Genomic DNA, 15208 nt, shown 5'->3' with positions numbered 1-15208 from the left:
GACCCTGCCGGGCGCGGGTCAGCGCAGACGCGCCATGAGCGCGTGCTCGACCAGGGTGATCAGCGCGCTCTTCGCCTCCGCCCGGTGCCGGGCGTCGGTGGTGATGATCGGCGCGTCCGGACCGATCTGCAGCGCCTCGCGCACCTCGTCCGGCGTGTACGGCTGGTGCCCGTCGAACCCGTTCAGCGCGATCACGAACGGCAGACCCGAGTTCTCGAAGTAGTCCACCGCCGGGAAGCAGTCCGCCAGCCGGCGGGTGTCCACCAGCACCACCGCGCCGATCGCACCGCGCACCAGGTCGTCCCACATGAACCAGAACCGGTCCTGCCCCGGCGTGCCGAACAGGTACAGGATCAGGTCCTGGTCCAGCGTGATGCGGCCGAAGTCCATCGCCACGGTCGTCGTGGTCTTGTCCGCGGTGTGCGTCAGGTCGTCGATCCCGGCGGACGCGGCGGTCATCACGGCTTCGGTGCGCAGCGGGTTGATCTCCGACACGGCGCCCACGAAGGTCGTCTTGCCCACGCCGAACCCGCCCGCCACCACGATCTTCGCGGAGGTGGTGGAGCGGGTTGCACCGCTAGAGCTTGCGAAGTCCACTGAGCACCCTTTCGAGCAGTGTCACATCTGGCTGGCCACCGGCGGACTCGTCACCGCCGGGCTGGTGAATGGCGACGAGGCCGGCCTCGGCCAGGTCGGCCACGAGGATACGGGCGACGCCCAAGGGAATGGTGAGAAGTGCGGAGATCTCCGCTACCGATTTGATCTCGTAACACAGATGGCAGATCCGCTGGTGCTCCGGGAGCTGGCCCTGGAGGTGGGCGGGCTGCGCGGTGGTGTGCACCAGCGCCTCGATGGCGAGCTGGTAGCGCGGCCGGGTACGTCCCCCGGTCATGGCGTACGGACGCACCAGCGGCGACGGTCCGCCGTTGTTCGCGGGGTCCTCGGCGCGGCGGGGCCGCGGGGGCCGCTCCGGCTGCCGGGGCTGAGGAGGCTGCTGGGGCTGCTGGTACCGGGGGTACTGCCGCGGCCCGGGCTGGGACGGGGGCTCCTGCCACTGCCGGCTCGGGGCGGAGGGGAAGTTGAAGCGCTTCATGGGCGGGTCGTGCTGCGGCTGAGACTGGTGCTCACCGCCGTAGGGACCGCCTGGGGGCGTTGCCACGTCTCCTCCTCCACTGCCGGACGTCCTGGGGCCGCCGTCTTCCGGATACCGCTAGCCCATCGCGTCCCCGCACCTTATGGCGCGGAGACGCGATACGCACGGTCTGTATTGCTAGTTGAGCAGACTTCCCTGCAGTTCGGCGCGGAGGTCGGGGGTCAGCACCGTACCCGCGCGATCCACCAGCAGGGCCATCTCGTACCCGACCAGACCGATGTCCGCCTCCGGATGCGCCAGCACCGCCAGCGAGGAACCGTCGGAGATCGACATGATGAAGAGGAACCCCCGCTCCATCTCCACCACCGTCTGATTCACCGCACCCCCCTCGAAGATGCGCGACGCACCAGCGGTCAGCGAGGTCAGACCCGACGCGACCGCCGCCAACTGATCGGCACGATCCCGCGGAAACCCCTCGGACATGGCCAGAAGGAGGCCGTCGGCGGAGACCACCACCGTGTGCGACACCCCCGGGGTGTTGTCCACGAAGTTGGTGATCAACCAGTTCAGGTTCTGCGCCGCCTGGCTCATCGGGCTCACACTAACGCTCCTGATCGTAGGTGCTGCCGGGGCCGAAGCCCGGTCGGTCATTCTGGGCGGCGTCCGAGCCGCCCGCGGTGCGTCCCCGCCGGACGCCGCGGTGCAGGTTGCTCAACCTGCCGCGGACCTCCTCCGGGTCGCGGGAGACCTGGGGGCCGCCCTGGGGTGTCTGCTCCGCGGCGCCCTCGACCAGGTTGGCCCTGGGCACGCGGCGGGGCAGTCCGGAGGGAGTGACTCCGCCGGCCTTGGGGTCGCGGAGCCGCTCCGCCCGCTGCCAGCGCTCGTCATTCGCCGTGCGCCAGCCGGAATCGTCGGAGCGATCCGCCTGCCGGGGCACTTCCGGAGATTCCGTTTGCGGCTGGTACTGCGGAGCCGAGGCTTCCCCGGACTGCTGCTTCCTCGACTCCCGGCGCGGAAGTCCTGCGCCGGTCACAGAGGAGGAGCCGTCCAGGGCATGGCCCGGTCGGTCGAAGCCTACGCGTTCCCGGTCGTCTTCGGGAGCGCTGGGGACGGATTCCGTTTCCGCTTTCCGGACGGTCTCCTGCCCGGCGTCGTAGCCGCTCCCGTCGTACCCGGTCCCGTAGTCCTGCCGGTACTCGCCCTGGTAGTCACCCTGGTGGTCCCGGCCGTATCCGCCGTCCTGCTGCGGGTAGGGCTGGTGCTGGTACCCGCCCTGGTACTGCTGGCCGTACCCCGTCTCCTGGTCGTACCCCGTCTCCTGGTCGTACCCCGTCTCCTGGCCGTACCGGGCGTCGTCGGGGAACCCGGCCTGCGCGCCCTGCGCGCCGTACTGCCCCGTCTGCTCGGGGTCGTAGGGGACCTGCTGCCGGGAGGCGTACCGCTCCTGCCCGTTCCCCTCGTCCCCGTACCCGCCGTCCTGCTGCGGGTACTGCTGCTGCGGCTGGTGGGCCTCCAGCGCCGCACGGCGCTCCTCGCGCATCAGCGAACGGCCGACCGGGTCGAGCGGGGAGGGTTCCTCCTGCGCCCCGTCCTGGGAGCCGCCGTAGCGGGAGTCGTCGAAGCCCAGGTCGGCGGCGGACAGCTGCCGCTGCTGGTTGCCGTAGCCGGGCTGGGCGGCGTACGGCTGCTCCGGGACGATCCGGGAGACGGTGAAGTCCTCCTCCTGGAGCTCGTCCTGGCCGCCGCCGCCGTGGGTGATCTCCTCGGGGAGCATGACCAGCGAGGTGGTGCCCGCCTGCTCGCCCGAGGGACGGAGCTGGACGCGGATGCCGTGCCGGCTGGCGAGGCGGCCGACCACGAACAGGCCCATGCGCTGGGAGATGGCCGCGTCCACCGTCGGCGGGTTGGCCAGCTTGTGGTTGATGTCGGCGAAGTCCTCGGGGGTGAGGCCGATGCCCTTGTCGTGGATCTCGATCATCACGCGGCCGTCGGGCAGCCGGGTCGCGGTGACGCGGACCTTGGTCTGCGGCGAGGAGAACGAGGTGGCGTTCTCCAGCAGCTCGGCCAGCAGGTGCACGAGGTCGGTGACGACGGCGCCGTGGATCTCGCTCTCGGAGACGCCGGACAGCTCGATGCGCTCGTAGTCCTCCACCTCGGAGGAGGCGGCGCGCAGCACGTCCACCAGCGGCACCGGCTGGGTCCAGCGGCGGCCGGGCTCCTCGCCCGCCAGGACCAGCAGGTTCTCGCCGTTGCGGCGCATGCGGGTCGCCAGGTGGTCCAGCTTGAAGAGGTTCTCCAGCTGGTCCGGGTCGGCCTCGTTGTTCTCCAGGTCCGTGATGAGGGCGAGCTGGCCCTCGATGAGGCCCTGGTTGCGGCGCGAGAGGTTGGTGAAGATCGCGTTGACGTTCCCCCGCAGCAGCGCCTGCTCGGCGGCGAGCCGGACGGCCTCGCGGTGGACCTGGTCGAAGGCCCGGGCGACCTCGCCGATCTCGTCGCGGCTGTTGATCGGGATCGGCTTGACGCGGGTGTCGACCTTGCCCGGGTCGGTGCGGGAGAGCTGGTCCACCAGCATCGGCAGCCGCTGCTGGGCGATGTCGAAGGCGGCGGTGCGCAGCCGGCGCATGTTGCTGCTCATCGAGCGGGCCATCATGCCGGCGATGACGAAGGCGATCACCAGGGCGGCGAGCACGATGACGGAGTTGACGATCGCCTCCCGCTTGGCGTCCGAGGCGATCTTCGCGGTCTCGCTCACCGCCCGGTCGGTGAGGTTCTTCTCCACCTCGCGGTACGCGTTGAACTTGGCGGTGGCGGCGGTGTACCAGTTCTCGGCGGTGACGCCGCCGGCCCGCAGCTGCTGGGGGGAGGCCCCGGAGGCGATGGCCTGGATCATCCTGTCGGTCGCGGGCGGGGGCGTGAAGTCCCGTCCGGCGGCCGCCGCCTCCTCCTCGGCCTCGTTGAGCCGCTCCTGGGCGTCCTCGTTGGCCTTGGCCATCTCGTCCTGCAGCAGCGTCCAGTCCTCCGGGGAGGAGCCGCCGCGGTACTCCTCGACGGCGATGTTCTCCAGGTACGCGTAGGAGCTGAAGGCGGTGAGCTGGCGCTTCTTGTCCGTGGCGTCCGGCCCGGGCTTGATCAGCAGGTGGGTGCCGATGGAGCGCTGCAGGGACTCGGCGGCCTTGGCGAGCGAGGCGGCGTAGACGGTGCGGCCGTAGGAGGTGATGTTGCCGGTGCCCAGACCCAGTTCGTTGGCGAACTCCATCAGCGGGTGCTGGACCTGGACGTAGCCCTCCTCGGTCTCCACACCGCTCAGCCGCTCGGTGTAGGCGGCCTCGCGCAGCTCCTCCAGCTTCGGTTCGACCTTGACGAAGACGTCGAGGCGGCGCTTGAGGTTCTGCTGGTCGGGCATCTGGTCGACGCGGCGGTGGAACTCGTCGCGGGCGGCGTCGGTGACACCGCGCACCTCCTGGATCACCGGGTCGTCCGTCCTGCCCTGCAGGAGCGGAGCGGCGGTGCGGTCGCGCTCGTCGATCAGGGCGTGGCCGTACGCGGCGGCGGCCCGGACCAGCTCGGCGGTGCGGTTGGCGTCCTCCGCCTCGTTCAGGGTGTCCAGGGAGTCCTGCACCCGGAAGCCGCCGAAGACCAGGGCGACGAGCACAGGGATGAGGAGGATGGCGTTCAGCCTGGTGGCCACACGCCAGTTGCGCACCGCGAGGCGGCCGCCGCTGCCACCCGTCCCCCCGCCGTTCCCGGGCAGGTCGGAGTGCGCCTCCGCGGCGCGCTGCGGCGGCGTGAAGTTGCCACGCGGCTCCCCGGGCGGGGAGCTCGGATTGCTTCGCCTCACTCGACCAAACCTCTCGGCTTCAGCCCATCGTCTTCGATGAAACCGTAACTACTGCTGAGTTCAGCGAATTTCAGCACGCCGGACAGAAGCTTTCCAAACACCTGGACCAGTGGCGAATCCCACGGAGACACCGGGATGAAAAGGGGCATCAGGCCTATATATTGACAAAGGTCTAAAGTTTTGTGCGCGCTGGGGAACGAGGCGCTCGCGGCGAGTGGTATCGGCTCCGCAATTCTCTGTCGAAACGTTATGAAGACCGGGACGGACCGGGCGCGAGGCCCGGTCCGTCCCGGCGACTGATCCATAACCCGCTGTCGCGATCGGCGACTTGGACCGGTCCGGAGGCTTTCCGCGCGGGACCGGTGCGCGCGGGGCGCGGGTCAGCGCAGACGTGCCAGGAGGGCGTGCTCGACCAGGGTGATCAGCGCGCTCTTCGCCTCCGCCCGGTGCCGGGCGTCGGTGGTGATGATCGGCGCGTCCGGACCGATCTGCAGCGCCTCGCGCACCTCGTCCGGCGTGTACGGCTGGTGCCCGTCGAACCCGTTCAGCGCGATCACGAACGGCAGACCCGAGTTCTCGAAGTAGTCCACCGCCGGGAAGCAGTCCGCCAGCCGGCGGGTGTCCACCAGCACCACCGCACCGATCGCACCGCGCACCAGGTCGTCCCACATGAACCAGAACCGGTCCTGCCCCGGCGTGCCGAACAGGTACAGGATCAGGTCCTGGTCCAGCGTGATGCGGCCGAAGTCCATCGCCACCGTGGTGGTCGTCTTCCCGGCCGTGTGCGTCAGGTCGTCGATCCCGGCGGACGCGGCGGTCATCACGGCTTCGGTGCGCAGCGGGTTGATCTCCGACACGGCGCCCACGAAGGTCGTCTTGCCCACGCCGAACCCGCCCGCCACCACGATCTTCGCGGAGGTGGTGGAGCGCGGTGCGGGAGTCCCGTAGGCGGCCTGCGGGCTAGAGCTTGCGAAGTCCACTGAGCACCCTTTCGAGCAGTGTCACATCCGGTGCGCCGCCGGGCTCGCTGCTGCTACCCGGCTGGTGGATCGCCACCATCCCGGCCTCGGCCAGGTCGGCCACGAGGATCCGCGCCACTCCCAGGGGTATCGCGAGCAGCGCCGAGATCTCCGCGACCGACTTGACCTCCTGGCACAGGTGGCAGATCCGCTGGTGCTCCGGGAGGAGCCCCATGAGCTGTGCCGGGTCGGCGGTGGTGCTCACCAGCGCCTCGATGGCGAGCTGGTAGCGCGGCCGGGTACGTCCCCCGGTCATGGCGTACGGCCGCACCAGCGGCTGGTCGCCCTCACCGCCGTACGGCGCGTGGTCGTTCAGGCCACCGTACGGACCGGGTGAGGCGGGCGGCGGGGTCATGGCTCCTCCGAGCGAGGCATGTGGTCGACGATGCGGACTGTAGTGCTCGTGTGGGGGGAGCGCGGCCTAGTTGAGCAGACTTCCCTGCAGTTCGGCGCGGAGGTCGGGGGTCAGCACCGTACCCGCGCGATCCACCAGCAGGGCCATCTCGTACCCGACCAGACCGATGTCCGCCTCCGGATGCGCCAACACCGCCAGCGAGGAACCGTCGGAGATCGACATGATGAAGAGGAACCCCCGCTCCATCTCCACCACCGTCTGATTCACCGCACCCCCCTCGAAGATGCGCGACGCACCAGCGGTCAGCGAGGTCAGACCCGACGCGACCGCCGCCAACTGATCGGCACGATCCCGCGGAAACCCCTCGGACATGGCCAGAAGGAGGCCGTCGGCGGAGACCACCACCGTGTGCGACACCCCCGGGGTGTTGTCCACGAAGTTGGTGATCAACCAGTTCAGATTCTGCGCCGCCTGGCTCATCGGACTCAACTAACGCTCCTGCTGGTAGGTGGGGCCTGTGCCGCGGCTGCCGCTGGCCTGGCCGTTTCCGGCCTGTCGGCCCTGCTGGATGCCCCGGCGGAGATTGGTCAGCCGACCGCGCACGTCGTCGGGCGCGCGGGAGACCTGCGGGCCGGCCGGCGTGGACGGGCGCTGCTGCGCGGTGCCCGCCACGAGGTTGGCGCGCGGTACACGGCGAGGCAGTCCGGAGGTGGTCACCCCGCCCGCGGCGGGCTGGCGGAGCTGCTCGGCCCGGCGCCAGCGCTCGTCGTTCGGGGTCTCCTGCCACCCGGATCCGGCGTCGCCGCCGGGTCCGCCGGCGGACTGCCGCCGGGGTGCCGGCTGGGCGGGCCGCTCGGACCGCTGCGGGGACGCCGGGCCGGACGCCCGGGCCGACGGGGACTCGCCCGACGGCGGGGCGGCCGGGGTCTGCCTGGCGTTGAACCAGGTCGACTCGATCGACTCAAAGATCGGCGTGCGCTCGTCCGAACCCGCCGCGGCCGGGCTGCTGCCGGGCAGCTCGTAGGCGGAGGTCTCGCGTCCGGCGGGAGGCAGGCCCTGCCGGGGGACGGCGTACTCACCGGTGTCCTGCGGGCTCTGCGGCCGCTGGTACTGACCGGTGTCCTGGGAACCGCTCGGAACCGCGTACTCGCCGGTGTCCTGCGGGCCCTGGGGCCGCTGGTACTGACCGGTGTCCTGGGAACCGCTCGGAACCGCGTACTCGCCGGTGTCCTGCGGGCCCTGGGGCCGCTGGTACCGGCCGGTGTCCTGCGGGCCGCCCTGCTCCAGACGCGGGAGCTGCGCGGTCTCGTCGGGGCCGGCGGGCTGCGGGTACGCGCCGGGGCCGCCCGGGCGGGCGAACTCCGAGGCGGTCTCGGCCTCCTCGTGACCGCGCGGCGCGTCGGGGACCTCGCGCGGGCCGGACGTCCGCTCGCCGCGGCCGTCGGCCCAGCTGGGGCGACGCTCGCCCGGGCCCGCGGGCAGTTCGCCCCCGAAGGCCCCGTCGCGCTGCGGCTGCTGCTGCTGACCGGTGCGCGGCTCGGGGCGCGCGCCGCCGGACCCGAAGGCGCCCGCGCCCGCCGGGGCGCCCGCTCCGGGGCGGGTGGGCTGTCCGGGGCCGGGACGGCCGGGGGCGCCGAAGCCCCCGCCCGCGGGACCGCCGGCCGGGCCGCCGGGGAAACCGCCGGCCGGAGCGCCGGGCAGGGCGGCGCGGGAGGAGCCTGCCTGGACCTGGTTGCGGGTGGGCAGCGCACCGAGCCGGCTGGTGCCGGCCGGCGCCCCGCCGCCCTGGGGCTCGCGCCGGAGCGTGGCGGACGGGCCGGCGCCCTGACCGCCGTCGCCGGAGGGCTTCTTCTGCTGGCCACCGCGCTGGGTGACGTCGACCGGGAGCATGACCAGCGCGGTCGTGCCGCCGGAGTCGGAGGGGCGGAGCTGGATGCGGATGCCGTGGCGCAGGGACAGGCGGCCGACCACGAACAGGCCCATGCGGCGGGAGACCGAGACGTCCACCGTGGGCGGGTTGGCCAGCCGCTCGTTGATCGCCGCCAGGTCCTCGGGCGACAGGCCGATGCCGGTGTCGTGGATCTCGACCAGCACCCGCCCGTCGGGCAGCGCGTGACCGGTGACCTTGACCTTGGTCTGCGGCGAGGAGAACGAGGTGGCGTTCTCCAGCAGCTCGGCCAGCAGGTGCACGAGGTCGTTGACGACCCGGCCCGCGACCTCGGTGGTGGGAACGGCGTTCAGCTCGATGCGCTCGTACTGCTCCACCTCGGACGCGGCGGCGCGCAGCACGTCCACCAGCGGCACCGGGCGGGTCCAGCGGCGGCCGGGCTCCTCGCCCGCCAGGACCAGCAGGTTCTCGCCGTTGCGGCGCATGCGGGTCGCCAGGTGGTCGAGCTTGAACAGCGAGGAGAGCTGGTCCGGATCGGCCTCGCGGGACTCCAGCTCGGAGATGAGCGAGAGCTGGCGCTGGATCAGGCCCTGGCTGCGGCGCGAGAGGTTGGTGAACATCGCGTTGACGTTCCCCCGCAGCAGCGCCTGCTCGGCGGCGAGCCGGACCGCCTCGCGGTGGACGTCGTCGAACGCCGCGGCCACCCGGCCGATCTCGTCGCGGCTGTGGACGCCGACGGACTCCACGGAGGTGTCGACGTCCTGCGGGTCGGCCTCGGAGAGCTGCTTGACCAGCTCGGGCAGACGGCGGCGGGACACGTCCTGCGCGGTGTCCTGCAGCCGGCGCAGCGAGCGGATCATGGAGCGGGCCACGACGAACGCGCCGACCAGCGAGATGCCGAGCACGAGCAGCACCAGGACGCCGTTGAGGAACGCCGACTGCTGGGCCTCGGCCCGCAGCGTACGGGCCTGCTCATCCATCTGGGTGAGCAGCGAGGCCTCGATCTTCCGCATCTGCTCGATCTTGACCTGGTCCTGGTCGAACCAGTCCAGGTAGGAGCGGTTCTCGCGCGAGATGCCCTCGGGGTCCTTCACCACGCGCTCGGCGTACTGGTCGGCCGAGGTGATGTTGACGATGCCCTCGTCGAGCGGCTTGGTGAGCTCGGCCGCGTCGTTGTTGCCGTAGATGTCGGCGAAGCGCTTGCGGGCCGCGCTCTCGCTCTCCCAGGCGGTCCTGATGTACAGGTGGTCGTTGTCCGAGAGCTTGGGGCCGTCCTCGCGGGCCAGGCCGGCGCTGATGATCGCGCGCTGCATGGAGGCGTACTCCTTGGCGGAGGAGAACGCGGCCAGCGCACGGGTGCTCTGGATCATCTGCGGGTTGCTGGTGGCCTGCGCCATGTCCTGGGACAGGCTCAGCAGCGACTGGATGAGCTGGTTGTAGTCGTTGACCGTCTGGGAGATGTTGTCCGGGTTGTCGTACGCCCGGTCCCGGATGCTCTTGAGCCTGTTCAGCTGGCGGGAGATGTCGGTGATCGTGGCGCGGACGCCGGAGAGGACCTCGTTGTCGGCCGCCTCGACCGCGGGGGTGGCGTCGAAGAACGCGGCCTTGACCTGGTCGGTCTCCTCCCGGGGGCCGACGACCGAGTCGTCCTTGGGGTTGCCGGTGCCGGTCAGCGGGCCGGCCGAGCGGTCCCGCTCCTCCTGGAGGGCCGTCGCCAGTTCGGTGGCGCGCTCGGTCATCTCCGTGAGGAGCTTCATGTTGTCGAGCTGGTCGACCTCGGACAGCGAGCTGCTGATGCGCAGCGCGCCCAGCGAGGTGGCCGCGACGACCGGAAGGGCCAGCAGCGAGACCAGACGGGTGCTGATGCGCCAGTTGCGCAGGGCCAGGCGGGAACCCGTCGAGCTGGGCTCCTTGGGCTTCGGGCCGCCCTCCGGCTCGCCGTCCGGCCGCGCCGCGGCGCGCTTGGCGTTGTCGGCGTCGAGGGCCTGCTCCCGGCCGCCGCTCTCCTGGGCGCGCTGTGGTGAGGAGCCGCGGTCGGTCGCACCGCGCAGCTCCGGGTCCCCCACAGCGCTGCCATCCCTCTTGAAACGTCCCTGCACTAGCGTCGCAACCTCTGGACCAGGCGTCCCCCCGCGAACGGCGGAACGGTATCGAGTCGGGAAGGCCCGAGGGACCCCCCTGACGGTCGTGAGTGACCGGCGCGCCCCCAAGTCCCCGCCGCACGGCGCTCCTCTGCGCCCCTTGCGCGCCGGGTCGTCTCCTGCGGCGGTCCGTGGAATTCCAGCACAGTGCCGGATCTCCAACAAGGGCCGTGGATGAGGCTGTGACATGCGTGACGCTGCGCAGACACCGTGTCGCGGAGGGTGTAAGCACATACGGTGCATCACGGACTTTTGGCAGCTGACGTCACACGTGAGCCGCTAGGGTGCCCACTGCCCCGGTAGCGCCGCCAGAGGGCGGAACATGCGGGTTGCGGGGCTTACGTCCGTTTACGGTTCCCTCTGAAGGGTTCCCTTATGCGGCTTTTGCCCGCCGTTTCGTGAGTAAAATCACAGACGGATCGTTATCCGGGTCATCCCTGGAAGGGAAGAGGGACCCTTACGCTCACCTTTACACAGGTCATGTAAACGACAAGAAGGCGAACGAGGCAGACTCGGTGAAGACGACGATGATCATGCGCAGCGTTGCCAACCCGCGGCGTACCACCCTGGCCCACCTCAAGGACGCCGACGAGCTGACCGTGGCCTCCCCGGCCGAGCGCGCGGAGACCGGGAAGCCGGTGGCCGGCCTTCCGGCCCAGACGGCCAACCCCCGCCGGACCGTCCTGGTGGACGCCCCCGTCGGCTGACCGCTTTTCCGGCCGTTCTCCGGCCGCTTCCATGACGGCGGACTCCGTCGGCCCCGTACGCCTCGGGCGTACGGGGCCGACGTCTGTGCGCGGTGGTGGAGGGCCGTGCCGCTCTAGCCCTGCCAGCTGTGGGGGGCCCGGAAGCCGGAGACGCGCTCCAGACGGCGCCAGGGCGCGGTGCTGCGACGCGGGCGGGAGGCGGCCGGCCGGGCCCGGTGGGCCGCGGCGCGGGCCAGCAGCAGGGCGGTGACCGCGGCGAGCTCCTCCTCGCTGGCGCGGCCCTTCTCCACCCGGACCACATCGGTGACGGTGGCGGTGCGATCGTTCACTGGACTCGTCCTCACAGGTGTCACTGGGGCGGGTTGCCGTGCTTGCGGGCGGGCAGGTCGGCGTGCTTGGCGCCGAGCATGGCCAGGGCGGCGATGAGGACCGGACGGGTCTCGGCGGGGTCGATGACGTCGTCGACCAGGCCCCGCTCGGCCGCGTAGTAGGGGTGCATCAGCTCTGCCTTGTACTGCTTGACCAGCTCGGCGCGGGTGGTCTCGGGGTCGTCGGAGGCGGCGATCTGCCGGCGGAAGATCACACCCGCGGCGCCCTCGGCGCCCATCACCGCGATCTCGTTGGTGGGCCAGGCGTAGGTCAGGTCCGCGCCGATGGACTGGGAGTCCATCACGATGTACGCGCCGCCGTAGGCCTTGCGCAGGACGACGGAGACGCGCGGCACGGTGGCGTTGCAGTACGCGTACAGCAGCTTGGCGCCGTGCCGGATGATCCCACCGTGCTCCTGGTCCACACCCGGCAGGAAGCCGGGCACGTCCAGCAGTGTGACGATGGGGATGTTGAACGCGTCGCACATCTGCACGAAACGGGCGGCCTTCTCCGAGGCGTGGATGTCCAGCACGCCCGCCAGCTGCCGGGGCTGGTTGGCGACGATGCCCACCACCTGCCCGTCCAGCCGCGCCAGCGCGCAGATGATGTTGGTGGCCCACCGCTCGTGGACCTCCAGCACCTCGCCGTCGTCGACGATCTCCTCGATCACCGCCCGCATGTCGTAGGGGCGGTTGCCGTCGGCCGGTACCAGGTCCAGCAGCGCCTCACCGCGCCGGTCGGCCGGGTCGGAGCACTCCGTGCGCGGCGGGTTCTCCCGGTTGTTGGACGGCAGCAGGGAGAGCAGGTAGCGGACCTCCTCCAGACAGGTGGCCTCGTCGTCGTAGGCGAAGTGCGCCACGCCGGAGGTCGCGGCGTGTGTGTCGGCGCCGCCCAGCCCGTTGTGGGTGATCTCCTCGCCGGTGACGGCCTTGACCACGTCCGGGCCGGTGATGAACATCTGCGAGGTCTCGCGGACCATGAACACGAAGTCGGTCAGCGCCGGGGAGTAGGCCGCGCCGCCCGCGCACGGGCCCAGCATCACCGAGATCTGCGGGATGACCCCGGACGCCTTGGTGTTGCGGCGGAAGATGCCGCCGTAGCCGGCCAGCGCGGTCACGCCCTCCTGGATGCGGGCGCCGGCCCCGTCGTTGAGGGAGACCAGCGGCGCGCCCGCCGCGATGGCCATGTCCATGATCTTGTGGATCTTGGTCGCGTGGGCCTCGCCCAGCGCTCCGCCGAAGATGCGGAAGTCGTGGGCGTAGACGAACACCGTCCGGCCCTCCACCGTCCCCCAGCCGGTGATGACACCGTCGGTGTACGGCTTCTTGTCCTCCAGGCCGAACCCGCTGGCCCGGTGCCGGCGCAGCGGCTCCACCTCCTGGAAGGAGCCCTCGTCCAGCAGCAGATCGATCCGCTCACGCGCGGTCAGCTTGCCCTTGGCGTGCTGCGCTTCGGTGGCCCGCTCGCTCGGGCCGCGCCGGACCTGTTCACGGATGGCGTGCAACTCCGCCACACGGCCACGGGCATCGCTCGCCGCGGGCGGCGTCTGGGACAGATCGGTCATGTACAGACCCTACGAAACGGCCGCACTGTTCGCCGTCGTCAGATTCGTACAGTCTCAGCCCGCGATTCATGGCCACGCTGGACAGAACCGCGCCCCTGACGCCGTTACACCAGGCAGGATCCCCAGTTTCCTCCTGTGTGGACTGTGGAGATCCCACAGTCCACACAAGTCCACACAGGAGGCGTTTTCAGGCTCGGGTGGGCGTGTCGTGACGGCCGGTCAGCCCTGGGGCTCGACGCCGGCGCGCAGCAGGCCGTACGCGTAGGCGTCGACGAGGGCCTGCCAGGAGGCGGCGATCACGTTGTCGGCCACTCCGACGGTCGACCACTCGCCGGCGCCGTCGCTGGTGGAGACCAGCACCCGCGTGGTGGACTCGGTGCCGTGGGTGCCCGCCAGGATGCGGACCTTGTAGTCCACCAGCTCCATCTGGGCGAGTTCGGGGTAGATGCGCTCCAGCGCCAGCCGCAGCGCCCGGTCCAGGGCGTTGACGGGGCCGTTGCCCTCGGCGGTGGAGACGGTGCGCTCGCCCTTGGCCCACAGCTTCACGGTCGCCTCGTTGGCGTGGGAGCCGTCGGGGCGGTTCTCCACGATGGCACGCCAGGACTCGGTGGTGAAGAACTGCTGGGGACGCCCCTCCCCCCTGCCCCGCTCCAGCTCCTCCCGCAGCAGCAGCTCGAAGGACGCGTCGGCGGCCTCGTAGCTGTAGCCGCGCAGCTCGCGCTCCTTGACCCGCTCCACGATCCGGCCGACCAGCTCGCGGTCGCCGCCGAGGTCGATCCCCAGTTCCTGACACTTGAGCTCGATGGAGGCGCGGCCGGCCATGTCGGAGACGAGCATCCGCAGGCGGTTGCCGACCAGTTCGGGGTCGATGTGCTGGTAGAGGTCGGGGTCCACCTTGATGGCGGAGGCGTGCAGGCCGGCCTTGTGGGCGAACGCGGAGACGCCCACGTACGGCTGATGGGTGGAGGGCGTGAGGTTGACGACCTCGGCGATGGCGTGGGAGATCCGCGTCATCTCGCGCAGCGCGCCCTCGGGCAGGACGTCCATGCCGTACTTCAGCTGGAGGGCGGCGGCCACCGAGAAGAGGTTGGCGTTGCCCACGCGCTCGCCGTAGCCGTTGGCGGTGCACTGCACGTGGGTGGCGCCGGCGTCCACGGCGGCCAGGGTGTTGGCGACGGCGCAGCCGGTGTCGTCCTGGGCGTGGATGCCCAGCCGCGCGCCGGTGTCGGCGCGCACCGTCCGCACCACGGCCTGGATCTGGCCGGGGAGCATGCCGCCGTTGGTGTCGCACAGCACGACCACGTCGGCGCCGGCCTCGTACGCGGTGCGCACCACCTGCTTGGCGTACTCCGGATCGGCGTGGTAGCCGTCGAAGAAGTGCTCGCAGTCGACGAAGACCCGGCGGCCCTGCTCCCGCAGGTGCTCCACGGTGTCGCGCACCATCGCCAGGTTCTCCTCCAGCGTGGTGCGCAGCGCCAGCTCGACGTGGCGGTCGTGCGCCTTGGCGACGATGGTGACCACCGGCGCCCGCGAGTCGACCAGCGCCCGCACCTGCGGGTCGTCGGCGGCGGCGACGCCCGCCCTGCGGGTGGCGCCGAACGCGACGAGCTGTGCGTGGCGGAAGTCGATCTCCTCGCGGGCGCGCCGGAAGAACTCGGTGTCCCGGGGGTTGGCGCCGGGCCAGCCGCCCTCGATGAAGCCGACACCGAAGTCGTCCAGGTGACGGGCGATGGTCAGCTTGTCCGCGACGGAGAGGTTGATGCCCTCCCGCTGTGCCCCGTCGCGGAGCGTGGTGTCGAAGACGTGGAACGCGTCGCCGGGGGACGCGTCCCCCGGCTGCCGGGAGTCCGCGGCGTCGGTCATGCTGGTCTGGCTCCTGTCGATGGATGTAGGTCCGGGATGCTTGGCCCTACTTGTCCCCATCATCCCTCACGCCCTCGTCCCGGCCGGATGTGCCGGAAAACGAAAAGACCCCTCGCGGGTGCGAGAGGTCTGCGCGCGGGTCTGGGGCACGGTGTCCGCCGCCGCACCGGGTACGTACGGAGACGGTCACTGCGGACCGGCGCGCCTGCTGCCGATAATCGTGGCGAGGTGAGGCACGGGCACAGTCTGGCACGGATCCACTCCGCGGAGAGAACGGTCTCACCATGTGGTCGGTTCCGGCGCGGTCCGTTCCGGCGCGGTCCGTTCCGGCGGGCGGGTGCGGGAGGGCCGGGGGCGTCCCGGCCCTCCCG

Annotated in this window: 12 protein-coding genes; 1 reads left to right on the top strand and 11 read right to left on the bottom strand. The window is 71.2% G+C overall.

The window, feature by feature from the left end; genetic code table 11:
• Window positions 1-18 precede the first annotated feature (18 nt).
• The 8 genes from QC029_RS15785 to QC029_RS15750 form a co-directional block, all read right to left on the bottom strand.
• The gene (locus QC029_RS15785) at window positions 19-597 is read right to left on the bottom strand and encodes an ATP/GTP-binding protein (protein WP_165869416.1); all 579 of its coding nucleotides are present in this window, start codon (window positions 595-597) and stop codon (window positions 19-21) included.
• Complete coding sequence (locus QC029_RS15780; RefSeq protein WP_279556296.1) at window positions 578-1159, bottom strand: DUF742 domain-containing protein; 582 nt, start codon at window positions 1157-1159, stop codon at window positions 578-580. The genes QC029_RS15785 and QC029_RS15780 overlap by 20 nt, the downstream gene beginning before the upstream one ends.
• Window positions 1160-1270: 111 nt before the next feature.
• Complete coding sequence (locus QC029_RS15775; RefSeq protein ID WP_026057603.1) at window positions 1271-1684, bottom strand: roadblock/LC7 domain-containing protein; 414 nt, start codon at window positions 1682-1684, stop codon at window positions 1271-1273.
• A gap of 10 nt (window positions 1685-1694) precedes the next feature.
• Window positions 1695-4931 (bottom strand): nitrate- and nitrite sensing domain-containing protein, encoded by a 3237-nt coding sequence (locus QC029_RS15770; protein WP_279556295.1) that lies wholly within the window; start codon window positions 4929-4931, stop codon window positions 1695-1697.
• A gap of 380 nt (window positions 4932-5311) precedes the next feature.
• Window positions 5312-5911, bottom strand: a complete 600-nt coding sequence (locus QC029_RS15765) for an ATP/GTP-binding protein (RefSeq protein ID WP_279556294.1) — start codon at window positions 5909-5911, stop codon at window positions 5312-5314.
• Window positions 5892-6305 (bottom strand): DUF742 domain-containing protein, encoded by a 414-nt coding sequence (locus QC029_RS15760; RefSeq protein WP_101255539.1) that lies wholly within the window; start codon window positions 6303-6305, stop codon window positions 5892-5894. Before QC029_RS15760 ends, QC029_RS15765 begins: the two co-directional genes overlap by 20 nt.
• Before the next feature lie 66 nt (window positions 6306-6371).
• Window positions 6372-6785, bottom strand: a complete 414-nt coding sequence (locus QC029_RS15755) for a roadblock/LC7 domain-containing protein (protein WP_026057603.1) — start codon at window positions 6783-6785, stop codon at window positions 6372-6374.
• Window positions 6786-6794: 9 nt separating this feature from the next.
• On the bottom strand, window positions 6795-10292 hold the full coding sequence (locus tag QC029_RS15750) for a nitrate- and nitrite sensing domain-containing protein (RefSeq protein WP_279556293.1): 3498 nt from the start codon (window positions 10290-10292) through the stop codon (window positions 6795-6797).
• Window positions 10293-10849: 557 nt separating this feature from the next.
• Here QC029_RS15750 and QC029_RS15745 point away from each other — a divergent pair.
• Window positions 10850-11041 (top strand): hypothetical protein, encoded by a 192-nt coding sequence (locus tag QC029_RS15745; RefSeq protein ID WP_279556292.1) that lies wholly within the window; start codon window positions 10850-10852, stop codon window positions 11039-11041.
• Between the two features lie 113 nt (window positions 11042-11154).
• Here QC029_RS15745 and QC029_RS15740 read toward each other — a convergent pair whose 3' ends face one another.
• The 3 genes from QC029_RS15740 to cimA form a co-directional block, all read right to left on the bottom strand.
• Window positions 11155-11370, bottom strand: coding sequence for an acyl-CoA carboxylase epsilon subunit (locus tag QC029_RS15740; protein ID WP_279556291.1), 216 nt, complete (start codon window positions 11368-11370; stop codon window positions 11155-11157).
• A 20-nt stretch (window positions 11371-11390) separates the two neighbouring features.
• Window positions 11391-12974: an acyl-CoA carboxylase subunit beta gene (locus QC029_RS15735; RefSeq protein ID WP_279556290.1), complete on the bottom strand. Its 1584-nt coding sequence runs from the start codon at window positions 12972-12974 to the stop codon at window positions 11391-11393.
• Between the two features lie 219 nt (window positions 12975-13193).
• Entirely contained in the window at window positions 13194-14837 is a 1644-nt protein-coding gene (gene cimA, locus QC029_RS15730) for a citramalate synthase (protein WP_279556289.1), read from the bottom strand.
• Between the last annotated feature and the right edge of the window lie 371 nt (window positions 14838-15208).

The sequence above is a fragment of the Streptomyces sp. DH37 genome (assembly GCF_029813835.1).
GTDB lineage: Bacteria > Actinomycetota > Actinomycetes > Streptomycetales > Streptomycetaceae > Streptomyces.
The sequence above is the reverse complement of the archived record's forward strand: the minus strand, read 5'-3'. Positions and strand labels throughout refer to the sequence as shown.